Here is a 21,251-nt window from a genome sequence, read left to right on the forward strand (position 1 = left end):
GGGGGCCTGCGGGGGGGGGGGAACCATGTGGCGCGCCGGAGCTTTCCTTTAGGGAAGAGGCTGCGCCCTTCCGGCGCGGCCCCGGCAGAGGAGAGACAGATGGCCGAGGACAAGACCGCCCCCCACCCCAAGAGCGATGACGACATCCCGATGGGGCCCACCTCCACCGCCGCCGGCCCGGCCACCATGCCGGCCGATCTCGATCACGAGGCCGCCGACGAGGTCGATGCCGAGGTCGCGCGCGACGAGGCGCCGGAGCCCGGCACCCCCGGCTCGACGGCGGAGACTGCCGCCAGCGCCGGCGCCGCCCCGGCCGCAGCCGGCACCGCGGCCGCCGGCAGCGCCGGCTCCGCCCCCGGCCCGACCGCCCCAGACCCCACCGGCGCCGCCTCTCGCGGGCCGCTCGAAGGCGCGGCCGCCGAGCCGACGCCCGGCCCGCATGGCGAGCATGATCCCGCGCCGGGCGCCGGGCTCTACTGGGGCGGCGCGGCGCTGGCCCTCGTCGTCATCGTGGCGCTGATCGTCATCTTCTGAGGCCAACTCTGGCGCTCAGGGCGCTTCCCAGAGAAGCGGGAAGAGCGGATGCTCCATCGGCGCGCGCTCGGGCAGCTCCTCCTGCAGGCCGGGGAAGGGCGGCGAGGTGCGCCAGGGCCGCGGCGCATGGCGCACATCGTCGCCCATGAAGCGCACCGAGAGCACGCGCCGCCGCCCCGACCCGGCGCCGCCCGCCGCATGGAGTGCAAGCATGTGGAACATCACCACGTCGCCCGGCTCCAGCGCCCAGCCGCGGATGTCGAAGGCCTCCCGGTCGGCATCGACATCGGGCCGGTCGGCGAGCGTGCCCTCGGGGAACCAGCGCGCCTCATGGGTCATGAAGGTGCGGGGCATGAGCCAGGGGCCCCTATGGGTGCCGGCGACGAATTCGAGCGTCGCCTCCCGCGGTACCGGGTCGAGCGGCGCCCACATCGAGCAGGTCTGCGACCCTTCGATGTTGTAATAGGGCTGGTCCTGGTGCCACGGGGTCTTGGCGCGGGTGTTCGGCTCCTTGACCAGGAGGTGGTCGTGGTAGAGCCGCACCTGGCGCGCCTCCATCAGCCGCCCGGCCGCGGCGGCGGCGGGGGAGGTGAAGATCACCTCGCGATAGGCGTCGATCCGCTGCCAGTTGCAGAAATCCTCGATGAAATAGCCCGGATCGTCCGGCTGGCTGGCGACGATGGCCCGCTCGCTCGGCGCGGCCATGTTCGCCTCGATCCCCTCGCCGAGGCGGGCGAGCTCTTCGGCATTGAAGAGCCCGCGCAGGACGATGACCCCGTCCTGCTGGAAGGCCGCGACCTCCTCCGGCCCGACGAGCGCGGCGGCGCGGGCTGTCGTATCTTTCGTCGTCTCACCCATGGCGTTCCCCTTCTCCTGCCGGCCGACGCTAGCGCGCCCGGGCGGCGGAGGGGAAGGGCGCGCCTGCCCTCAACTCTCGGCCGGAGCCGGATAATCCGCGGCGTTGAGCACCCAGCCTTCCTTGGTCGAAAAATCGAAGCGCGGCGGGCTGAAGATGTCGACGAGGCGGTTGCCGTCGGGGTCGAGCGAGCGCGAGGTATGGATCGTCGGCGGCGGAATGACGGCGACGGAGGGCGCGCCGCAGGTCTCGGCATCGTCGGGCCGCCATTGCGAGAGGTCGTTCGTCCAGGGCCAGCGCAGGTAATGCGTATAGGCGCCTTTGAGACAGAGCGAATATTGCTCGAAATTGTCGTGGCTGTGCGGCGACATGCGGCCCGGGTCCCGCGGCGGCGAGATGTCAAAGGCGTTGATCATGATCGTCGTGCAGCGGAAGAGGCGGCCGAAGCGGCCTTTTTCCATCGGCACATCGAGCGAGTAGGCGCGGATCGCCCAGCCGCCCGGCGGGGCGGGCCAGCGCTCGAGCGGCGGCACATTGGGGTCCCGCTCGGCATAGGCCGCGGCATTGACGCAGCGCTCCACCGCGTCCGGGTTCTCCGTCGTGATCAGGCGCACGACCACCGCGTCGCTCTGTAGCGTCACCGCGCTCGGCCCCGGCGGCACGAAGACGACCGAGGGGCCCTCGACCTCCTCCGCCGCGCCGCCCGCCTCGACCCGGATCCGCGTGGCGCGGTCGGGGAGGAGGATCGCGTATTCATCGACCTGCTCGGCCCGGGTCAGCACGAGGCCGGCCTTGCCGTCGGTGTAGCTGACGACCAGGTTCTGGCCGCGGGCATACCAGCTCTGGCTGTCGCCCTCGGTCTCTTGTGGGGGCATGTCGTAGAAGCGGGCGTATTCGGCGCTCTTGAAGCTGTCGGGCGCGGCGGCGGGCCCGCTATTCAGCGTCGCGCGCAGATCGTCCTTGGGGTACATGGTCAGGCTCCTGTGATGAGGCGATGTCAGGTGCCGGCCCTGCGGCCGACGATCTTGAAGATCCCCTGCATGGCGGCGACGGTCCGCTCGCCGACGACGAGGCGGCCGGAGGCGAAGGTCATGGACCGCGTCGCATGGGTGATCTCGGCGCGGCTCTCGACGAGTTCGCCGATGAGCGCGGCGGAGGCGTAGGAGATGTCGAGCTGGATCGTGGCGCTGAGGACCTTTCCCGGCCCGGTCTCGCCATCGGGGTTGCGATGGCGGCGGACCAGCCCGCCGAGCCCCATGTCGGCGAGGCTGGCGATGATGCCGCCGTGCATCGCGCCGTTGCCGTTGTCATGCTCTTCGGTGCAGCGCATCGCGATCTGGAAGACGCCCCCCGCATCGCGCTCCCAGACGATGCCGATGGTCGTGGGATAGCGCCCGGTCGCCTCGCGGGCGCGCCAGCCTTCGCCGCCCGGCGGATCGCTCGGGGCGCTCATGCCGCGGCGGCCGGGGCGGCGGGCAGCGAGAGGATCTCGCGGGCCTGCGCGGGCGTGGCCGGCGCGCAGCCCAGCCCCTCGATCAGGCTGACCGCGCGCGCGACGAGGGGGGCGTTGCCCTCCGCGAGGACGCCGCGCTCGAGATAGAGATTGTCCTCCAGCCCGACGCGGACATGCCCGCCGAGGATCACCGACTGGGCGACCATGGGCATCTGCCCAGGGCCGATGCCGAAGGCGCCCCAGGGCGTGCCGGCCGGCAGCATGGAGCGCATGAGCAGCATAGCTTCGGTCGTGGCCGGGGCGCCGCCGGCGATGCCGAGACAGAACTGGAAGAAGGGCGGCGAGGGGATCGCGCCTTCGGCCACCAGGCGCAGGGCCGTGCCGATCTGGCCGACGTCGAAGACCTCGAGCTCCGGCTTCACGCCCGTCTCGGCCATGATGCGCGCCATGGCCCGCAGATGCGCGGGCGTGTTCACCACGGCGTTCTCGCCGAGGTTGATCGTGGCCACATCGAGCGTGCAGAGCTCCGGCCGGGTCGGGGCCAGATGCTCCGTCCTCCGGCTCGGGCTTTGCGGCATGGTGCCGGGCCCGCTCTCGCCGTCGGCCGGCGGCACGCAGCGCGCGCCCATGCCGGTGGTGAGGTTGAGGAGCACCTCGGTGTTCCGCTCGCGGATGCGCTCGACCACCTCGACGTAGAGCGCCGTCTCCATCGAGCCCTCCCCCGTCTCGGGGTCGCGCACATGGATGTGGATCGACGAGGCTCCGGCCTCCGCCGCCGCCAGCGCCTCGGCCGCGATTTGCGCCGGCGTGATGGGAACGTGGGTGCTTCTGGGGCCGATGGCGCCACTTCCGGTGACGGCGCAGGTGACGATGACGGGGCGTTTCATGAGGCGGGACCTTTGGTCGGACGTGAGGGATCTGCGGGCGGCCGTGCCGCCCGCGACGGGTCAGGCGGCGGCGGCCTCGGCCTTCCGCTTGCGGGGCAGCAGGTAGAAGATCATCAGCCCCGACATCGCCAGGAGTGCGAGCGCGATCGGGTGGCGCAGGACGATCGTCCAGTCGCCGCCCGAGATCCGCACCGCCTGCACGATCGAGGCCTCGAGCTGCGGCGTCAGGATGAAGGCGACGATGAAGGCGATGAACGGATAGCCGAAGGACGTCATGAGGTAGCCCCAGAACGCCGCGCCCACCATGAAGACCACGCCCATCGGCGAGCCGGTGATGAGATACATCCCCGTCGTGCAGATGATGAGCGCGCAGGGGTAGACCACCGTGGACGGCGCCGTGACGACCTTGGCCCAGAGCCGCATGCAGACCTGCCCGACGCCGAGATTGGCGACATTGGCCATCAGCATGGCCCCGAAGAGCCCGTAGACGAGCTGCCCCTGGTTCTCGAAGAGCAGGGGCCCGGGCTGGACGCCGTGAAGGACGAAGGCGCCGACGAGCAGGGCCGCGCCGATATTGCCCGGGATGCCGAGGGTCAGAAGCGGGATCAGGTTGGCGCCGACGACGGCGCTGTTGGCCGTCTCCGACGCCGCGATGCCGCGCGGATCGCCGGTGCCGAAAGCCTCCGGATCCTTGGCGCTCTGCTTGGTGACGGAGTACGAGATCATGCCCGCGGTCGAGGAGCCGAGGCCCGGGATCGCGCCGATGATTGTGCCGATGACGAACGCCCGGAAGGCGACGACCCGGTTGGCCAGGAGCTCCTTCAGGGTCACCGATTGCGACTTCGCCTGCAGCACCGTCAGCGTCGAGCCGCCGCTCGAGCCGCGGTTCATCTGCGCGATCTCGCGGATGATGACCGAGACGGCGAGCATCCCCAGCGCCAGGGGGCCGAGCGGGATGCCGTCGTAGAGCTCGTAGGAATTGAAGGTGAAGCGCGGCGTGCCATAGCCCGGATCGAGCCCGATGGCGCCGATCAGGAAGCCGAGGCCCACCGAGATCACGCCCTTGATGAGGGAATCGCCGACGAGGCCCGAGATGACCGTGAAGGCCAGCACCATGAGCGCGCAGATCTCGATCGGGCCCATCTTGAGCGCGACCATCGCCAGCGGCGCCGCCACGAGGATGAGAACGATATCGGAGCCGACATCGCCGAAGATCGAGTAATAGAGCGAGTATTTCATCGCCTTGCCGGCCTGCCCCTTCTTGGCCATCGGATGGCCGTCGAAGGTGGTGGCCGCCGCCTCGGCGGAGCCGGGCGTGTTCAGCAGGATCGCCGAGACGGCCCCGCCGACGGTGCCGCCCTTGCTGATGGAGATCAGGAAGGCGACGGCCGTCAGGGTGTCGAGCGAGATCGTGAAGGGGATCGCGACGGCCAGCGCCATGACGGTGCCGAGGCCGGGAATAGCGGCGATCACCTGGCCTAGTGTCACACCCAGAAGGATGTAGAGGAAATTCGTGATCGTCAGGGCGTCGAGAAACCCCGCGAGGACGACGGAAAGGTCGGGCATGTCAGGCTCTCCGGTTCAGGGCAGCGGGCGCTGGAGCACGATCTCGAAGAGCACCCAGACACAGACGGGCACAGCGAAGACCGCGATGGCGATCCAGAGCTTGCGGGTCTCGAAGACGACGAACATGAGCGCTGCGAGCAGCGCCATCGCGCCGACGAGGAAGCCGAAGGTCTCCATCAGCCAGACCATGCCGAGAAGCAGGGCGCCGACGAGCAGGAACCTCAGGAAGTCGCGGAGCGCGGGCAGGTTGGTGCCTGTCCGCACGAAGAGCACCTGCAGGATGCCGAAGATCACGAAGATCCACGCCCCGATCTGCGGGAAGAGCCGCGGGCTCGGGCTCTCGTAGCCCTGGTGGTCGACATTCTGGGGGATGCCGTAGACCAGCAGCCAGATGCCGGCGCAGGTCACGAGCACGCCCACGATCCGGTCGAGCGTGATCAGCCCGGAGCGGGGGGGCTCGTCGGCCCCCCCGGTCACAGGCCGGTCCGGACCGGAGGCGGTCGGCAGAACGACCGCCCGCTCCGGATCGGGCGGATTATTCGCCATTGCCGAAATACTCGCGGAAAACGGCGAATTCACGCTCCAGAAGCGCGGTCGTCTCTTCGGGGCCGAGGTTGTAGGCCTCGTTCTCGAACTGCACCATGAGCTCGCCGAAGCCCTCGGAATTGATCGCCTCGTCGATCGCCTCCTCGAGGCAGGTCAGCACAGGCTCCTCGATGCCGTCGGGGGCGGCGATGAGCACGTAGCTGACGGCGCCCACGAAATCGTAGCCGAGCTCGGCCGTCGTCGGCGTGTCCGGATCCCAGAGCGTCCGCCGGTCGCCGAGCGTGAAGAGCCCGGTCAGCCGCCCCGTCGCCATGTGCTCGATGGCCGTGGTGCCCATGAGGGCGGCATCGACATGGCCGCCGAGGATCTGCTGGAGCGAGCCGGTCGAGCCCTGCGCGGGCACCAGCGTGATCTTCACGCCCTCGCGCTCGGCGATGGCATCGAAGAAGATGTTGGAATCGACGGAGGCCGAGGCGATCGTGAAATTGCCGCTCTCCCGGGCGTGCTCGATCATCTCTTCATAGGTGTCGAAGTCGTTGTCGGCGAGCGTGTAGATGCCGATGGGCGTCTGCTGCGCGGTGCCGAGGAACGAGAAATCGGTGATCGTGTAGGGGCTGTCGGGGTTGCGGTTCGGCACTTTCGAGATGGAGCCGGTGCTGGTGAGGCCGATGGTCATGCCATCGGCGTCGGCGCCGGAGAGCCGGGCCATCATGACGCTCGAGCTGGCGCCCGGGATATTGGTGACGGCGATGGACCAGCCCTGCGCCGCCTCGAGTTCGGCGGCGATCTGGCGGGCGATCAGATCGGTGCCCCCGCCGGCATCGTAGCCCACCCAGAAATCGATCGGCCCGTCGGGGAAGCCCTCGGGGCAGGTCGCCGCGGCAGCGCCGCTTGCCGAGAGCGCCACCAGCGCGGCGGTGAGGCCGGCGGCCTTCATGGAACGGATCGGTCCTTGTGTCTTGGTCATCCTTCTTCCTCCCTTTTTCTGCCCGTTTTACAGGCAGTTGTCATGCACCGGGGCGGGCCGCTCCTCTTCGGCCGCCACGGTGAACCTGCCTGAAACGGTCAGCGGGCGGTGGCTTCAAGTCAATGAGGATGGCCGAAGCGCGAACGAGTGTTTCACCTATTGAAACGCTCTGCGGAATGGACTTCCCGTCGGGTGCGGGCTCCTGCTCTTCAAGAGGCGAGACTCCGCCCTGCGACCGAGGCGCCCTCCAAGAGCGGGGGCGTTGTCGCCGGCGGAGCGGAATTTGGCGGAGACCCCAGCATGGACGAAGTAGAACGGCGGGATTTCACCGTCAAAACGCGTGACGGAGTGACCATCGCCGTCCGCGAGGTCAAGGCGCGCGGGGCAGAGGCCGGCCAGCCGATCATCCTGCTGCACGGCACCAGGGTGCCCGGCTTCAGCGAATACGATCTGAAGGTGGCGGGCGGCTCGCTCGCCGAGGATCTGGCCCGGCTCGGCCATCCCTCCTACATCGTCGATGCGCGGGGCTTCGGCCTCTCCGAGCGCCCCGCCGAGATGGAGGAGCCGCCCGTCCCCGGCGCGCCCTCGCTGGTGCGCACGGTCGAGATCACCAAGGATCTGGAGGCCGCCGCGCTCGCCATCCGCGAGCGCTGCGGCGTGCAGAAGGTCGCCGTCTTCGGCTGGGGCGTCGGCGGGACGGCGGCGATCATGTTCGCCGGCATCGAGCCACAGCTCTGCAGCCACATCTTTCTCTACGACACGATCTACGGCGGCGGCGGCACCTATGGCTCCGGCCCCGGCTCCCGCTTCGAGGATCCCGAGCGGCCGGGCTGGTTCAACAAGCAGGTGAACGGCAACTACAACTACAATTCCATCGACCTGCTCGAAGAGCACTGGGATCGTCAGGTCCCCATCGACGACAAGGATGCCTGGCGTGACCCCGCCATGGTCAAGGCCTTCTCCCAGGCGCTGCTCGATGGCGATCCTACTTCCTACGACCGCGACCCGCCGACCTATCGCAGCCCCAACGGCATGCTGGAGGACCTGTTCTACATGGCCGCGGGCGAGCGGCTGTTCCATGCCAATCAGGTCTATTGCAAGGTCTTCATCATCAATCCCGAGCTCGACACGCTCTGCCAGGACAGCGACATGGAGGTGCTGATCGCGGATCTGAAGAACGCCGAGGACGTCGTTCACTACAATCCGCCGAACACCACCCATTACCTGATCCTCGACAGACCGGACCGCGGCCGCAGCGAGCTGCTCGCCCGCATGGCCGACTACCTCAGGTGAGCGCCACCGCCGCCAGCGGGCCGAGCGATTCCGTCACCGGGATCCTGCGCCTGCCGGAGTTCCGGCGGCTCTGGGCCGGGTCCGTCGCCTCGATCATCGGCAATACGGTGGTGCTCGTCTCCGCCGGATGGCTGATGACGACGCTGACGGACTCCGCGCTGCTCATCGCGCTGGTGCATACGGCGACGACGCTGCCGGTGATGCTCCTGTCGATCCCGGTGGGCGTCCTTTCCGACGGGTTCGAGCGGCGCAACCTCATGCTCGCGGCGCATCTGTTCCTGATGGCCATCGTGGCCCTGCTCTCGCTGCTGGCGCTTTCGGGCGTGCTCTCGCCGCTCGTGCTGCTGTCGCTGACCTGCCTCGTCGGCTGCGGATCGGCCTTCTACTTCCCCGCCTGGCAGGCGAGCATCGGCGATCTGGTGCCGCGGGAGGAGATCCCCTCGGCCGTCGCGCTCAACAACGTCGCCCACAACATCGCCCGCTGCATCGGGCCGGCGACGACGGGCATCCTTCTGGCGGCTGTGCCGGCCTGGATCGCGCTGGCGCTGGGCGCGATGCTCTATGCGGTGATGAGCTCCCTCCTTCTGGCATGGCGCCCGGCGCGGGAGCCGCGCGACCTGCCGCGCGAGGGCTTCTTCTCGGCCCTGCGGAGCGGGCTGGTCTACGTGCTGTCGACCCCGACGCTGACGAGCGTCGTTGTCCGCAACTTCGTCTTCGCCTTCGGGGCGGTCCATACGCTGGCGCTCCTGCCGGTGATCGCCACCTCGCTGCCCCGCGGCGGCCCGGCCGCCTACGGCATGGTGCTGAGCTGCTACGGCTTCGGCGCGCTTCTGAGCGCCTTCCTGAGCAAGATCGTCCGCAACCGGATCGGCAACGAATGGATGGTGCGTTTCGCCTTTCTCGCCGTGGCCGCGTGCGCGCTCGGCAGCGGTTTCGCGACCTCGCTCTGGCAGCTCGCCCTGATCCTGCCGCTCGGCGGCTTCGGTTCGGTCGCGGGCTTCACCTGCCTCAACAGCACCATGCAGCTCTCGGCCGCGCGCTGGGTGGTCGGCCGCGTCATGTCGATCCACCAGACATCGACCTTCGCGGGCCTGACGACCGGCAGCATCGTCGCGGGCGCGGCGGCAGATGCCCTCGGGCTCGGCGGCGCGATGACGCTGGTCTTCTTCGTCCTGTTAGGCGGCGCGGCGCTGGGGCTCCTGCGGCCCATGCCGCCCCTGCCGGGCGATGCCCTGCAGCCGCTAGGCCGCTTCGTGGCGCCGGAGCTGCCGGTCTCCGTCCGCGAGACGAAGGAGCGGGTCGTCGTGCAGGTCCCCTATCGGGTGCCCGAGGAGGACACGGCCGGCTTCCTCGCCGCCATCGAGATCCGCAGCCGGGCCCGGCGGCGCGACGGGGCGCAGCGCTGGCAGCTTCTGCAGGACATCGAGACCCCCGGCCGCTGGATCGAGACCTACAGTGTCGAGAACTGGATCGAATACCAGCGGCACAACAGCCGGCAGACGATAGGCGACCGCGACAACATCGACCTGCTGCGCGGCTACCGCGACGGCGCGATCGCCCGGTTCCTTGTGCAGGGGCCGCGCGTTCAGCAGCCTGTCCCGATGGGGGCCGACCCCGCCAGACATGGCGTCTGACGGACCAAGAGCCGCGACGCATCAGACAGGGCCCTCGAGGGGGCCGAAATGAGGAGGAGAAAGAGAATGAACACCGAGACGAGGCGCGAGGTCGCCCGCCATCTGCACGAGAAGGTCGTCGCCTATTGGCACGACGTCGACTTCAACTGGGGCCGCAATGCCTCGGCCCATTACACCGAGGACGGCATCTTCCTCGGCAGCAGCGTTCGCTACGACGGGCGCAGCGAGATCCAGGAGTTCTACAACTGGCGCATCGACCGCGGCGAGCGGACCAATGTCCATCTCGTCGGCAATTTCCACGTCGAGTTCGAGGGCGATGACACGGCCACCGCCGCCTGGATCTGCACGCTCTACGCCAAGGACGGCCCGCCCCCGCAGGAGACCGCGCCGCCCATCTCGATCACCCGCGTGGTGGACACGTTCGTCCGTCAGGACAACGGCGACTGGCTCTGCGCCAAGCGGCACTGGCACGGGCTCTTCAAGGGCGGCGTGCCCGCCACGAGCCTCACGCGGGAGGAGATGGCCAACCGGATGGGCAAATCCTGATGACCCGGCCCGACATCGAGACCGCCCCGCTGGTCGACACCCATGCCCATATCTTCCGCGAGGGGATGCCCTTCACCGGCGGCGCCTGGAACCGGCCGGATTATCCCTTCACCGCAGAGACCTTCCTCAAGATGCTCGACGCCCATGGCGTGCATTTCGGCGTCATCGCGGGGATCAGCCTCTTCGGCACCTACAACGACTATATGATCGAGGCGCTGCGCCAGCAGCCGCGCCTGCGCGGCACGGCGAGCGTCACGCCGCAGGTCTCGCCCTTCGATCTGGCGCGGATGCACGAATGCGGCGTCGTGGGCATCCGGCTCTTCCGCATCGCCCATGTCTTCGGCGAGCCGCCGGATATCCGCACCGACGATTACCGGCAGCTCTTCCACCGGGTCCGCGATCTCGGCTGGCATGTGCATTTCCTTGCCGGGCCGGGCGATTACGAGGAGACGCTTGAGGTGCTCGGCGAGGTCGGCGTCGATACGGTGATCGACCATTACGGACGCTGCGACCCCGCGCTCGGGCTCGATTGCCCCAAGCTCTCCGGCGCGCTCCGGGCCATCGAGAAGGGCCATACCTGGCTGAAGGTCTCCGCCGGCTGGCGCTTCGCCGGCAAGACGAAGGACGGCAGCCGCCCCGATTTCGAGAGGGCCATCGACGACGAGATCAAGGTGATGGAGCTCATCCGCGCCGAGGTCGGCCTTGACCGCCTGCTCTGGGGGAGCGATGCGCCCTTCATCGGGCAGGAGGCGCATATGTCCTACGAGCTCGCGCTGAAGGGCTATATGGCCGCCGTGCCCGATCCGGCCGACCGCCGCCGGATCGACCGCAACGCGCTCGAACTCTACTTCGCCTGAGGAGGCCCCGATGCTGCCAGATCCCGATGTCATCAACGACTTCCGCGCGCGGCTGCAGGGCGGCGCATCGCTCATGGGCACCTTTCTCAAGCTGCCCGGGCCGCATGTGATCGAGGTGCTGGGCGGCGTCGGGCTCGACTTCGCCATCCTCGACGAGGAGCACGCCCCCTGGACGCGGGAGACGCTGGATGTCGGCATCCTCGCCGCGAGGGCCTCCGGCGTGGCCTCCATCGTCCGGGTGGCGCGGGCGGAGGCGGCGAGCATCCTCTCCGCGCTCGATTGCGGCGCGACGGGCGTGATGGTCCCGCATGTGGACAGCGTCGCCAAGGCGGAGGTCGTCGCCTCCGCCGGGCGCTACATCGGCGGCACGCGCGGCGCCGGGGCGGCGCGGGGGGGCTTCTACGGCCGGAGGGGTCCGCGCAACTACGAGATGGCGGACGAGGAGGCGACCGTGATCGCGATGATCGAGGATGCCGCCGCCATCGACGACATCGACGCCATCGCGGCGGTCGAGGGCATCCATGCACTCTTCATCGGCCGCGGGGACCTCGGCCTGTCGCTCCGCAATGCCCGCGGCTCCGCCGACGATCTGAACGCCTCCGTGGAGCGTGTGGCGGAGGCCGCCAGGCGCCACGGCAAGGGGGTGATGGCGGTCGTGCCCGCGCCCGAACATGCGGATACCGCCTGGCTCCGCGGGCTCGGCGTCACGACGCTCGCCGTCTCCTCCGACATCGGGTTCCTGCAAAGCGCGGCCCGCGCCGCGCGGCAGGCCTTCTAGCCGGCAGCCGACCACTCCGCCTCGATGGCATCCACCGTCTGGCGGAGCGGGTCGATGACGGTCTCCGACAGGCGCTTGCCCTGCATGGCGCTGGCGTAATAGCCGACGCCGACGGCGGCGACGAGCCGGCCCCGCTTGCGCAGCGGCATCGCGACGAATTCGTGCCGCGTCTTCAGGTTCTTGATGGGGATCGACTTGGCGAAGCCCTGCTGGCGCACCTGCGCCACGATCGCGCCGCGCGACGCGAGCAATTCATCGCGCACCGCCGCGCAGCGGTCGCCGATCTGCCGGGCGACGAGCCGGTCGCTGAGCTCCTGCGAGGCAAAGGCGAGCCAGACGCGGCCGAGCGCGTTATGCGCCAGGTCCATCACCTCGCCGAGGACGTTGAACGGATAGGACAGGCAGCTTTGCGGCGAGGTCGAGAACTTGACGACCACCTGGTCCTTCTCGACCGTGGCCACGCTGACGGGCCAGAGGATCCGGTCGGCCAGCGGGTGGATATGCGCCCGCGCGGCGGCAAGCACCTGATGGCTCACCGTATATCCCGAGCTCAGCGCCTTGACCTGTGAGGTGACGGAATAGCCGCCGAGGCATTCGTCGCGCGTGACATAGCCCTCCGCGATCATCGTCTCGAGCATCCTGACGATGGTGGCCTTAGGCAGCCCGGTGTCGGTCGCGAGGTCGCGGACCTTGGCGACACCGTGCTCGTTCAGCATCCGAAGGAGCAGGAGCGCCCGGCGCACCGATTCCACCGGCTGGAACGACATCGTCTGCGATAGCTGAGGGATTGCGTCCCCGACCGCCTCGCCCGCAGGCCAGCGGCGCTCCGACATGGCGGCCATTCAGATCTCCTCCCGCTGCCACTCTACCCGAAAGGGGGTGGTTGAGAAGGGATTTGTCCAAGGGCGCCGGGGCGGGGGCAGGCGGTGCGCCCTCCGGCCGGCTGGCGGCGCGCGCTCCGGCAGCCGCCAGCCGCCGATCCCCCGGTTCTTGACTACCTCCCCGGCTTGACCTAGCGAAGGCCGGCCGGCGGGTGTGATGTAATGGTAGCCTGTCAGCCTTCCAAGCTGAACGCGCGGGTTCGATTCCCGCCACCCGCTCCAGACTTTCGCAAGATGGGGCGCCCGGCCGGCGCGAGGGGTTTCCGGGGCGAACCCCTGCACGGAAATCGCGCGATTTCCTTGGCCCGGTCATCGCCGCCTGCGTCCGTTTCCCCCGAAGAGCCTTCCCAGAGGCCAGGAAACCCGCTTCACTGGCCCCGATGGCACCTGGATACAACCAGCCGCTCGGCGGCAACGACATGCCGCGCCCCGGCGGGCCGGCGACCTTCATGAGGCTCCCCACGGCCGAGGGGCCGGAGGGGCTCGATGCCGCGGTTCTCGGCGTGCCGATGGACATCGGCACCTCCAACCGCCCCGGCACGAGGCTCGGGCCCCGGGCCATCCGCGACGAGAGCCGGATGCTGCGGCCCTACAACATGGCCACCGGCGCCGCGCCCTTCGATCACCTGCAGATCGCCGATATCGGCGACGTGCCGATCAACCTCTTCAACCTCGAGGCCTCGGTCGAGATCATCCGCCAGGCCATCGGCCGCGTCGCCGCGGGCGGCACCGTGCCGGTGACATTGGGCGGCGATCACACGCTGACCTTTCCGGCGCTCCAGGGCGTTGCGGAAAGCTACGGGCCCCTCGCGCTCGTCCATATCGACGCCCATGCCGATGTGAACGAGGCGATGTTCGGCGAGGCGCTGGCCCATGGCACGCCCTTCCGCCGGGCGCATGAGGCGGGTGTGCTCGACGATGCCCGCGTCGTGCAGATCGGCCTCCGTGGCACCGGCTATGCGGCGGAGGATTTCGACTGGGGGCGCGAGCTCGGCTGGCAGATCGTGACGGGCGAGGAGGTGGCGGGGCGCGACCTGAGGCCCCTCATGGCGCAGGTGGCCGAATATGTGGGCGACGCGCCGCTCTACCTGTCGTTCGACATCGACAGCCTCGCCCCCGGCCTCGCCCCTGGCACGGGCACGGCAGAGGCGGGCGGCATCGCCGACTGGCAGGCGCTGCAGATCATCCGGGGGCTCGCCGGGTGCAACCTCGTCGGCTGCGACCTCGTGGAGGTCTCGCCGCCCTTCGACGCCACGGGCAACACGGCCATGGTCGCGGCGGCGCTCGTCTACGAGATGCTCTGCATCCTGCCGGGCGTGCCGCAGCGCCCGGCGCCGAGACGGCATGACTTCGATTTCTGAGCCCGGCTTCGACCGGAGGGCCTTCCTCATCGGCCTCTTCGAGGCGGCCATCGCGGCTGCGGACCCGGCGGAGGCCTTGAAGGGCCAGCTGCCGGAGCGACCCAAGGGCCGGACCGTGGTGATCGGCGCCGGCAAGGGCGCGGCGCAGCTCGCTGGGGCCTTCGAGGCGGCGTGGGAGGGCCCGCTGACCGGCCTCATCGTTACGCGCTACGGCTACGGGGCGCCGCTGGAGCGGCTGGCGCTGCGCGAAGCTGCGCATCCGGTGCCGGATGCGGCCGGCGCGGCGGCGGCGGTGGAGATGCTCGGCCTCCTTCGGGGGCTGACGGCGGACGACCTCGTCGTGGCGCTCATCACCGGCGGCGGCTCGGCGCTGCTGCCCGCCCCGGGGCCGGGAATGACGCTGGCCGACGAGGTGGCGGTGAACGAGGCGCTTCTCGCCTCCGGCGCGCCGATTTCGGTGATGAACGCCATCCGGCGGGAGCTCTCGGAGGTGAAGGGCGGGCGGCTGGCACTGGCGGCGGCCCCGGCACGGGTGGTGACGCTGATCGTCTCCGACGTGCCGGGCGACCGACCGGAGGAGGTCGCCTCCGGCCCCACGGTCCCGGGGGCCGGGTCACGGGCGGAGGCGCGGCGGCTGGTGGAGACCTGGGGCATAAGCCTGCCGGACGCCGCCGCCCGGGCGCTCGCGGGGGAGGAGAACCCGGCGCCATTGCCGGGAGACCCGGGCTTCGCGGGCCACGAGTGGCGCGTCATCGCCTCGGCCGCCCGCTCGCTGGAGGCAGCGGCGGCGCGGGCGGAGGCAGCGGGGGTCGCCGCGGCGATCCTCTCCGATGCCGTCGAGGGCGAGGCGCGGGAGGTGGCGAAGGTCCATGCGGCGCTGGCGCGGGAGGTGGCGCTGAAGGGCCGGCCCTTCGCGCTGCCGGTGGTGCTGCTCTCGGGCGGCGAGACGACGGTGACGCTGGGGGCGTCCGGGGGCCGGGGCGGCCGGAACGGCGAGTTCGCGCTGGCCGTGGCGCTGGCGGCGGAAGGCCTGCCGGTGAGGGCGCTCGCGGCCGATACCGACGGCATCGACGGGACGGAGGACAATGCCGGGGCCTTCGCGGACGGCGGCAGCGCCGGCCGGCTCCGCGCGCTGGGCGCGGACCCGGCGGCGCTCCTCGCGGCCCACGACAGCTACGGCGCCTTCGCGCAGCTGGGAGACCTCTTCGTGCCGGGGCCGACCGGGACGAATATCAACGATTTCCGGGCGATCTTGGTGGGGTAGGGTGCGCGACGGCTGGGCCGTGCCCCGCCCGGTGCGCGCCGCAGGCGCAGGGCGAGCGCCGGCCCGTCCCGCGGGCTGGCGCTCTGGTGAGGTCAGGCGCGACGGCGAGCGAGGGAGTGGTGGCGCCATAAAGCGCGCCGCTCAACCGTCAGGAGCGCCAACCCCCGGGCCGGCGCTCGCCCTGCGCGGTGAGGTCAGGATTGGGAGTGGGGGAGGAAGGTGGGTTACAAACCCATCCTAAGCCTGGCGTCGGTTTTCGTCTTCCGCGGAGCAGAAGTGCTTAAATCCGACGGAGGAAGGTGGGTTACACCCCCCCCCTACGCCGCGGGCCAGACGGGGGGCGCAACCCACCCGTCCCGCTCACTCCCAGCAGCTCACCAGCACCGCGACGTCGCCGGCGTGGCGCGTCAGCATCTCGGGGCTCATCGGCGTCGCGCGCGTGCTCGCGCCGGCCGGGACGCCCGCGGCGTCCAGCACCGGCAGGATCGCATCCGTCTCCACCAGGAAGCTGACATCGGCGGGGAGCTGCGTGCCCCCCGTCGCCGCCGGCTCTGCGAGCATGCCGAGGACCGCGCCGGTCTTGTCGAAGACCGGCCCGCCGGCGTCGCCCTCCTCGGCCGAGAGCGACAGGCGCTTCAGCGTGTCCTCGCCGTTCAGCCCGCGGATGTCGGCCAGCTCGCCGAAGGTCAGGGCCGGCGTCGCCAGCACGCCGCCGAAGGGGAAGCCGGCCACCGCCACCTCGGCGCCGATGAGCGGCACGCCCGTCTGGAAGGAGGCGACCGAGAGCGGCGCGAGCGTCGCCCGCGGCGCCAGAACCGCGAGGCCGAGTGCCGCATCCTCGCCGATCACTTCGGCGTTGGTGCTGCCGATGGTCACCTCACCGCAACCGGCTACGGCCCCTGCGCTCGTGAGGACGGCGCCGTCTTCCGAGACGAAGAAGCCCGTCCGCGTCCGCAGCGGCTGGCGCACGGCGAGGCCGGAGACGAGGTCGATGGCCTGGTCTTCGCCCGGGGGCGCGACGGCGGGGTCGAGGACGCCCGGGAGCCGCGTGAAGCTCGGGCGGATCTCGGCAAGGAGCCGCGTGAAGCGCTCCTCGTCGCCGGCGATCCAGATGAGGGCATAGCCCTTGATCTCGCCGCCCTCGGCCCAGGCCTCGACGAAGGCATGGCGCTCGCCGTCCAGCCCCTCAATGGTGAAGTGATCCGCAGTGCGCTCGCGCGGGCCCTCGGGCGGGATCACGTCGAGCGTCTGCAGGATCTCGTAAAGGCCGAAGAAGCGGTCCTGATCGCCCGGCTGGCTGATGAGCAGCATCTGGACCGGCAGGTCCGGGCTCACCGGCTCGTAGCGGGCGAAGGGCGGCGCATAGGTCGAGAAGGCCACGGCGCCCGTCGGCATGATCATCTCGATGCCGGCCTCGGCATCGCGGACGGGGGCGAGGTCCATCCCCTCCAGCACGGCGTTGTACTCCGCGTAGAGCTCGGCGCGCTGGCGCGTGGTGAGCACGCCCGTTTCCTCATAGCCCCTCGCGCCCTGCCAGGCGGCCATCGAGCCGCGGGTCCCGCGGCCGTAGGCGCCGTCGATGGCGCCCTCGTAGAAGCCGGCCCATTGGAGCCAGACCTGCAGCTCCATCTTCTCCTCGCGGGTGAGCAGCGCCTCGCTCTGCCGCGCCTGCGCCGGGGTCTCGTCGACCACCGGGGCGGGCTCGGGCTCGGGCTCGGCCACCTCGGCCAGCGGGGCGGTCTCGGTCACCTCGACGGAGGGCTCCAGCCCCTCGGGGAGCGGCTGGGCGGTGACCGGCGCGCCGGCGCCGATGGGCCAGAATTGCTGGCGGAAGGTGCTGCCGGTGACGATATAGCTGTCGCCCGGGATGGCGCCGGAGGCGCGCAATTGCCGCAGGACGGCGGAGGCATCGTCGCGGGAATAGGGCCCGATGGCGATGCCGTACCAGCCGGAGGTCAGCGCGTAGCCCACCACATCGGGCAGGTCGCCCGCATAGTCGCGCACGCGATCCTGCGCGGCCGTCAGCGTCGGCAAGGCCTCCACCTGGACCCAGACACCCTCCTGCGCGGCAACGGCCCCGCCCGCAACCAGACCCCAAAGCAGGGCCAGTACCCTCAATCTCTTCACAAAAAGCTTCCTCGATCCTGCGTCGTGAGCCGCCCGGGCGGCCGTCTTTGCCCCCCTTTAGCCGCGCTCCGCCCGACCCGCACCCGAAAATCCCGCGAGCCCCTGCAATTGCGCGGATTCCGTGGCGCGATTGACCCTCTTGCCCCGGGGGACTATGCCCCCGCCGACCCCGTCATGAGGAGCCGCGCCATGGCCGACGCCCCGAGGAGCTTTCAGGAGATCATCCTGCGCCTGCAGACCTATTGGTCGGGTCGCGGCTGCGCCATCCTGCAGCCCTACGACATGGAGGTCGGCGCCGGCACCTTCCATCCGGCGACGACGCTGCGCGCGCTCGGCGAAAAGGCCTGGGCCGCCGCATACGTCCAGCCCTCGCGCCGGCCAACCGACGGGCGCTACGGCGAAAATCCGAACCGGATGCAGCATTACTACCAGTATCAGGTGATCCTGAAGCCCTCGCCGCCGGACCTGCAGGAGCTTTACCTCGGCAGCCTCGAGGCCATCGGTATCGACATGGCCAGCCATGACATCCGCTTCGTGGAGGACGATTGGGAAAGCCCGACCCTCGGCGCCTGGGGGCTCGGCTGGGAGGTCTGGTGCGACGGGATGGAGGTGAGCCAGTTCACCTATTTCCAGCAGGTCGGCGGCCATGACTGCCGCCCGGTCTCGGGCGAGCTGACCTACGGGCTCGAGCGGCTCGCCATGTATGTACTCGGCGTCGAGCATGTGATGGAGATGCCGTTCAACGATCCGCAATCGCCTATCCCCCTGACCTATGGCGATATTTTCCGCCAGACGGAGGAGGAATACTCCCGCCACAACTTCGATGCGGCGACGACCGACATGCTCCTCCAGCATTTCAACGATGCCGAGGCGGAATGCGCGCGGCTCCTCTCGGCGGAGGAGATCGACCCGCGGACGGGCAAGCGCATCGTCATGGCACATCCGGCCTATGACCAGTGCATCAAGGCCTCGCACCTCTTCAACCTGCTCGACGCGCGGGGGGTGATCTCCGTCACCGAGCGGCAGGCCTATATCGGCCGGGTGCGGGCGCTGGCGAAGGCCTGCGCCGATGCCTTCGTGACCACCGACGCGGCGAAGGCCGCCTGATGGCTCGGCTCGCCATCGCCCTGATGCTGGCCGTGGCGCTGCTCCTCGGCGGCGGCATGTGGTATCTGCAGACGCGCGCCTTCTATTTCGAGACCGAGGTCGAGGATGTGCAACTCACCGCCGCCGAAACGGGCGAGCTGACCCCGGTGAGGTTCGAAAATGCCAAGGCGATCGACGCGACTTCCTCGCCGATCCGCTACCGCGCCTGCCTGGTTCTGCCCGGTCTCGACCCGGAAGCCTTCGCCCCCTATCCGGAGGCGGAGCCGCTGACCGGCCCCGGCTGGTTCGACTGCTATAACGCTGAGGCCATCGGCGACGCGCTCGAGGCCGGCGAGGCCGTGGCGGTGCTGGGGCAGGCGAATGTCACCTACGGGATCGACAGGGTCTACGCCCTCTTCCCCGATGGCCGGGCCTATGCCTGGCACCAGATCAACCCCTGTGGCGCCGCCGTCTATGACGGTGAGGATGCGCCGGAGGGCTGCCCGCCCGCGCCCGAGGAGTACGAGGAATGAAAGAGCTGCTGATCGAACTCTTCAGCGAGGAGATCCCGGCGCGGATGCAGGGCAAGGCCTCGGAAGATCTGAAGAAACTCATGACCGACGGGCTCGTCGAGGCCGGGCTCACCTATGCCTCCGCCGCCGCCTTCGCGACGCCGCGGCGGCTGGCGCTGGTGGTCGAGGGCCTCTCCGAGGCCAGCCAGGAGCGGCGGGAGGAGCGCAAGGGCCCGAAGGTCGGCGCGCCGGAGCAGGCAGTCGAGGGGTTCCTCCGCTCGACCGGGCTCAGCCGCGATGACCTCGAGGTGCGGCCCGACAAGAAGGGCGAGGCCTATTTCGCGACGATCACGACCCCCGGCCGCCCGGCGGCGGAGATCGTGGCGGAGGTGCTCGAGACCACCATCCGCAATTTCCCCTGGCCGAAGTCGATGCGCTGGGGCGCCGGGAGTCTGCGCTGGGTGCGGCCCCTGCACCGGATCCTCTGTGTGCTCTCCGATGAGGGCGGCACCGAGGTGGTGCCCTTCGAGCTCGACGGGATCCGCGCCGGCGACCGGACGAGCGGCCACCGCTTCATGGGGCCTGCGGATTTTTCCGTCCGCGATTTCGAGGATTACGAGGCGAAGCTCACCTCCGCTCATGTGATCCTCCGCCCCGAGAGCCGGGCCGAGACGATCCGCCACGACGCCACCCAGCTCGCCTTCGCCAAGGGCTTCGAGGTGGTGGAGGACGAGGGCCTGCTGGCCGAGGTCGCGGGCCTTGTCGAATGGCCGGTGGCGCTGATGGGGCGGATCGAGGAGGCCTTCCTCGGCCTGCCGCCGGAAGTGCTGCAGACCTCGATGAAGGAGCACCAGAAGTTCTTCTCGGTGAGAAACCCGAAATCGGGCCGCATCGAGGCCTGGATCACGGTCGCGAATATCGAGGCGGCGGATGGCGGCGCCGCCATCCTCGCCGGCAATTCGCGCGTGCTCCGCGCCCGGCTCTCGGATGCAAAGTTCTTCTGGGACAATGACTTGCGCGAGGTGAAGGCCCGCGGGCTCGAGGGCATGGCCGAAGGGCTCGCCCGCGTCACCTTCCAGTCGAAGCTGGGCACCCAGGCCGAGCGCGTGGCCCGCATCGCGGCGCTTGCCCGCATCATCGCACCGATGGTCGGGGCCGATGCCGAAGAGGCCGCCACGGCGGCCGCCATCTGCAAGGCCGACCTCCGTTCCGAGATGGTGGGGGAATTCCCCGAATTGCAGGGGCTTATGGGGCGTTATTACGCCGAAGCCGCCGGCCATGCCCCCGAGGTCGCCGCCGCGGCGCAGGAGCATTACGCCCCGCTCGGCCCCTCGGATGACGTGCCCACCGCCCCCCTCTCCGTCACGCTGGCGCTGGCCGACAAGCTCGACACGCTGGCCGGCTTCTGGGCCGTGGGCGAGAAGCCCACCGGCTCGAAGGACCCCTTCGCGCTCCGCCGCGCGGCGCTGGGCGTCATCCGGCTGATCCTGACGGACGGCCTGCGCCTTCCGCTCGACGAGCTGATCCTCGCCGCGAACAAGCTCACCGATGTACCTGATCTCATGCGGTTCTTCCATGACCGCCTCAAGGTCGCGCTCCGCGACCGGGGCCTTGCGCATGACGTGATCGACGCCTGCCTGACCGGCGATGCCGCCGATCTCGCGCAGGTGGCGGCGCGGGCCGAGGCGCTGGCGGAGGTGCTGAAGACCGACGACGGCGTGAACCTCGTGCAGGGCTTCAAGCGCGCTAACAACATCCTCAGCCAGGCCGAGGCGGCCGATGGCGTCGAATATTCCTTCGGCGCCGAGCGCAAGTTCACTGAAGACCCGGCGGAGGTGGCGCTTTTCGATGCGCTGGACGCGGCGGAGGCGAAGATCACCCCCGCGCTCGAGGCGGAGGATTTCGCCGGCGCCATGGCGGCCATGGCCGCGCTCCGCGCCCCGATCGACGCCTTCTTCGAGGCGGTGCAGGTCAATGCCGACAATCAGGTTCTGCGCCGCAACCGGTTGAATCTCCTCAACCGGATCCGCGCCGTGTGCCTGAAAAGCGCCGACCTGACCCGGCTCGAGGGCTGACAGCTTGATCGGCACCCGCCGGGGGCGC

Annotated in this window: 20 protein-coding genes and 1 tRNA gene; 12 read left to right on the forward strand and 9 right to left on the reverse strand. The window is 70.0% G+C overall.

Translation table 11 applies throughout. The features are described from left to right. Positions 1-99: 99 nt before the first annotated feature. On the forward strand, positions 100-534 hold the full coding sequence (locus tag ACAZ03_RS04450; RefSeq protein WP_373356180.1) for a hypothetical protein: 435 nt from the start codon (positions 100-102) through the stop codon (positions 532-534). A 15-nt stretch (positions 535-549) separates the two neighbouring features. Here ACAZ03_RS04450 and ACAZ03_RS04455 read toward each other — a convergent pair whose 3' ends face one another. The 7 genes from ACAZ03_RS04455 to ACAZ03_RS04485 form a co-directional block, all read right to left on the reverse strand. Continuing rightward, positions 550-1,392, reverse strand: a complete 843-nt coding sequence (locus ACAZ03_RS04455; RefSeq protein WP_373356181.1) for a phytanoyl-CoA dioxygenase family protein — start codon at positions 1,390-1,392, stop codon at positions 550-552. 69 nt (positions 1,393-1,461) lie between these two features. Then, a complete protein-coding gene (locus tag ACAZ03_RS04460; RefSeq protein ID WP_373356182.1) occupies positions 1,462-2,361 on the reverse strand; it encodes a hypothetical protein in 900 nt (299 codons plus the stop codon). Positions 2,362-2,387: 26 nt separating this feature from the next. Further along, a complete protein-coding gene (locus ACAZ03_RS04465) occupies positions 2,388-2,843 on the reverse strand; it encodes a PaaI family thioesterase (RefSeq protein WP_373356183.1) in 456 nt (151 codons plus the stop codon). Next, on the reverse strand, positions 2,840-3,730 hold the full coding sequence (locus ACAZ03_RS04470) for a 3-keto-5-aminohexanoate cleavage protein (protein ID WP_373356184.1): 891 nt from the start codon (positions 3,728-3,730) through the stop codon (positions 2,840-2,842). Before ACAZ03_RS04470 ends, ACAZ03_RS04465 begins: the two co-directional genes overlap by 4 nt. A 60-nt stretch (positions 3,731-3,790) precedes the next feature. Then, positions 3,791-5,296, reverse strand: coding sequence for a tripartite tricarboxylate transporter permease (locus ACAZ03_RS04475; protein WP_373356185.1), 1,506 nt, complete (start codon positions 5,294-5,296; stop codon positions 3,791-3,793). Between the two features lie 15 nt (positions 5,297-5,311). Then, a complete protein-coding gene (locus tag ACAZ03_RS04480) occupies positions 5,312-5,842 on the reverse strand; it encodes a tripartite tricarboxylate transporter TctB family protein (RefSeq protein ID WP_373356186.1) in 531 nt (176 codons plus the stop codon). Beyond that, positions 5,832-6,809 carry a tripartite tricarboxylate transporter substrate binding protein gene (locus ACAZ03_RS04485; protein ID WP_373356187.1) on the reverse strand — a complete coding sequence of 326 codons (978 nt, stop codon included), beginning with the start codon at positions 6,807-6,809 and terminating at the stop codon, positions 5,832-5,834. Before ACAZ03_RS04485 ends, ACAZ03_RS04480 begins: the two co-directional genes overlap by 11 nt. 300 nt (positions 6,810-7,109) lie before the next feature. Between ACAZ03_RS04485 and ACAZ03_RS04490 the strand changes: the two genes are divergently transcribed. The 5 genes from ACAZ03_RS04490 (at position 7,110) to ACAZ03_RS04510 (ending at position 11,917) form a co-directional block, all read left to right on the forward strand. Continuing rightward, complete coding sequence (locus ACAZ03_RS04490) at positions 7,110-8,102, forward strand: alpha/beta hydrolase (RefSeq protein WP_373356188.1); 993 nt, start codon at positions 7,110-7,112, stop codon at positions 8,100-8,102. Then, on the forward strand, positions 8,099-9,736 hold the full coding sequence (locus tag ACAZ03_RS04495; RefSeq protein ID WP_373356189.1) for an MFS transporter: 1,638 nt from the start codon (positions 8,099-8,101) through the stop codon (positions 9,734-9,736). The genes ACAZ03_RS04490 and ACAZ03_RS04495 overlap by 4 nt, the downstream gene beginning before the upstream one ends. Positions 9,737-9,802: 66 nt before the next feature. After that, positions 9,803-10,282, forward strand: coding sequence for a nuclear transport factor 2 family protein (locus ACAZ03_RS04500; RefSeq protein WP_373356190.1), 480 nt, complete (start codon positions 9,803-9,805; stop codon positions 10,280-10,282). Further along, complete coding sequence (locus ACAZ03_RS04505) at positions 10,282-11,139, forward strand: amidohydrolase (protein ID WP_373356191.1); 858 nt, start codon at positions 10,282-10,284, stop codon at positions 11,137-11,139. The genes ACAZ03_RS04500 and ACAZ03_RS04505 overlap by 1 nt, the downstream gene beginning before the upstream one ends. A 10-nt stretch (positions 11,140-11,149) precedes the next feature. After that, the gene (locus ACAZ03_RS04510) at positions 11,150-11,917 is read left to right on the forward strand and encodes an HpcH/HpaI aldolase/citrate lyase family protein (protein WP_373356192.1); all 768 of its coding nucleotides are present in this window, start codon (positions 11,150-11,152) and stop codon (positions 11,915-11,917) included. Here ACAZ03_RS04510 and ACAZ03_RS04515 read toward each other — a convergent pair. Next, positions 11,914-12,759 carry a helix-turn-helix domain-containing protein gene (locus tag ACAZ03_RS04515; RefSeq protein WP_373356193.1) on the reverse strand — a complete coding sequence of 282 codons (846 nt, stop codon included), beginning with the start codon at positions 12,757-12,759 and terminating at the stop codon, positions 11,914-11,916. The genes ACAZ03_RS04510 and ACAZ03_RS04515 overlap by 4 nt on opposite strands. Before the next feature lie 187 nt (positions 12,760-12,946). Between ACAZ03_RS04515 and ACAZ03_RS04520 the strand changes: the two genes are divergently transcribed. From ACAZ03_RS04520 to ACAZ03_RS04530, 3 genes are all read left to right on the forward strand, one after another. Next, a tRNA-Gly gene (locus ACAZ03_RS04520) sits at positions 12,947-13,020 on the forward strand. A 158-nt stretch (positions 13,021-13,178) separates the two neighbouring features. After that, complete coding sequence (speB, locus tag ACAZ03_RS04525; protein ID WP_373356194.1) at positions 13,179-14,159, forward strand: agmatinase; 981 nt, start codon at positions 13,179-13,181, stop codon at positions 14,157-14,159. After that, the gene (locus ACAZ03_RS04530) at positions 14,143-15,423 is read left to right on the forward strand and encodes a glycerate kinase (RefSeq protein ID WP_373356195.1); all 1,281 of its coding nucleotides are present in this window, start codon (positions 14,143-14,145) and stop codon (positions 15,421-15,423) included. Before speB ends, ACAZ03_RS04530 begins: the two co-directional genes overlap by 17 nt. 360 nt (positions 15,424-15,783) lie before the next feature. Here the strand turns inward: ACAZ03_RS04530 and ACAZ03_RS04535 are convergent, their stop codons facing one another. Next, positions 15,784-17,550 (reverse strand): trypsin-like peptidase domain-containing protein, encoded by a 1,767-nt coding sequence (locus tag ACAZ03_RS04535; protein ID WP_373356197.1) that lies wholly within the window; start codon positions 17,548-17,550, stop codon positions 15,784-15,786. A gap of 189 nt (positions 17,551-17,739) precedes the next feature. On the opposite strand from ACAZ03_RS04535, the gene ACAZ03_RS04540 reads away from it, so the two are divergent. The 3 genes from ACAZ03_RS04540 to glyS are packed head-to-tail and all read left to right on the forward strand — an operon-like array spanning position 17,740 to position 21,223. Further along, positions 17,740-18,657: a glycine--tRNA ligase subunit alpha gene (locus ACAZ03_RS04540; protein WP_373356198.1), complete on the forward strand. Its 918-nt coding sequence runs from the start codon at positions 17,740-17,742 to the stop codon at positions 18,655-18,657. Further along, a complete protein-coding gene (locus tag ACAZ03_RS04545) occupies positions 18,657-19,169 on the forward strand; it encodes a DUF6446 family protein (protein ID WP_373356199.1) in 513 nt (170 codons plus the stop codon). The genes ACAZ03_RS04540 and ACAZ03_RS04545 overlap by 1 nt, the downstream gene beginning before the upstream one ends. Further along, positions 19,166-21,223, forward strand: a complete 2,058-nt coding sequence (gene glyS, locus ACAZ03_RS04550) for a glycine--tRNA ligase subunit beta (protein ID WP_373356200.1) — start codon at positions 19,166-19,168, stop codon at positions 21,221-21,223. Before ACAZ03_RS04545 ends, glyS begins: the two co-directional genes overlap by 4 nt. The last annotated feature ends 28 nt before the right edge of the window (positions 21,224-21,251 follow it).

This window comes from Pseudoroseicyclus sp. CXY001, assembly GCF_041714655.1.
Taxonomy (GTDB): domain Bacteria; phylum Pseudomonadota; class Alphaproteobacteria; order Rhodobacterales; family Rhodobacteraceae; genus Pseudoroseicyclus_A.

Coding starts and splice junctions, on each gene's coding strand:
- ACAZ03_RS04540 (WP_373356198.1), top strand. CDS start 17,740: ATGGCCGACGCCCCGAGGAGCTTTCAGGAGATCATCCTGCGCCTGCAG.
- ACAZ03_RS04480 (WP_373356186.1), bottom strand. CDS start 5,842: ATGGCGAATAATCCGCCCGATCCGGAGCGGGCGGTCGTTCTGCCGACC.
- ACAZ03_RS04455 (WP_373356181.1), bottom strand. CDS start 1,392: ATGGGTGAGACGACGAAAGATACGACAGCCCGCGCCGCCGCGCTCGTC.
- glyS (WP_373356200.1), top strand. CDS start 19,166: ATGAAAGAGCTGCTGATCGAACTCTTCAGCGAGGAGATCCCGGCGCGG.
- ACAZ03_RS04505 (WP_373356191.1), top strand. CDS start 10,282: ATGACCCGGCCCGACATCGAGACCGCCCCGCTGGTCGACACCCATGCC.
- speB (WP_373356194.1), top strand. CDS start 13,179: ATGGCACCTGGATACAACCAGCCGCTCGGCGGCAACGACATGCCGCGC.
- ACAZ03_RS04545 (WP_373356199.1), top strand. CDS start 18,657: ATGGCTCGGCTCGCCATCGCCCTGATGCTGGCCGTGGCGCTGCTCCTC.
- ACAZ03_RS04465 (WP_373356183.1), bottom strand. CDS start 2,843: ATGAGCGCCCCGAGCGATCCGCCGGGCGGCGAAGGCTGGCGCGCCCGC.
- ACAZ03_RS04450 (WP_373356180.1), top strand. CDS start 100: ATGGCCGAGGACAAGACCGCCCCCCACCCCAAGAGCGATGACGACATC.
- ACAZ03_RS04470 (WP_373356184.1), bottom strand. CDS start 3,730: ATGAAACGCCCCGTCATCGTCACCTGCGCCGTCACCGGAAGTGGCGCC.
- ACAZ03_RS04510 (WP_373356192.1), top strand. CDS start 11,150: ATGCTGCCAGATCCCGATGTCATCAACGACTTCCGCGCGCGGCTGCAG.
- ACAZ03_RS04475 (WP_373356185.1), bottom strand. CDS start 5,296: ATGCCCGACCTTTCCGTCGTCCTCGCGGGGTTTCTCGACGCCCTGACG.
- ACAZ03_RS04515 (WP_373356193.1), bottom strand. CDS start 12,759: ATGGCCGCCATGTCGGAGCGCCGCTGGCCTGCGGGCGAGGCGGTCGGG.
- ACAZ03_RS04490 (WP_373356188.1), top strand. CDS start 7,110: ATGGACGAAGTAGAACGGCGGGATTTCACCGTCAAAACGCGTGACGGA.
- ACAZ03_RS04500 (WP_373356190.1), top strand. CDS start 9,803: ATGAACACCGAGACGAGGCGCGAGGTCGCCCGCCATCTGCACGAGAAG.
- ACAZ03_RS04460 (WP_373356182.1), bottom strand. CDS start 2,361: ATGTACCCCAAGGACGATCTGCGCGCGACGCTGAATAGCGGGCCCGCC.
- ACAZ03_RS04530 (WP_373356195.1), top strand. CDS start 14,143: ATGACTTCGATTTCTGAGCCCGGCTTCGACCGGAGGGCCTTCCTCATC.
- ACAZ03_RS04485 (WP_373356187.1), bottom strand. CDS start 6,809: ATGACCAAGACACAAGGACCGATCCGTTCCATGAAGGCCGCCGGCCTC.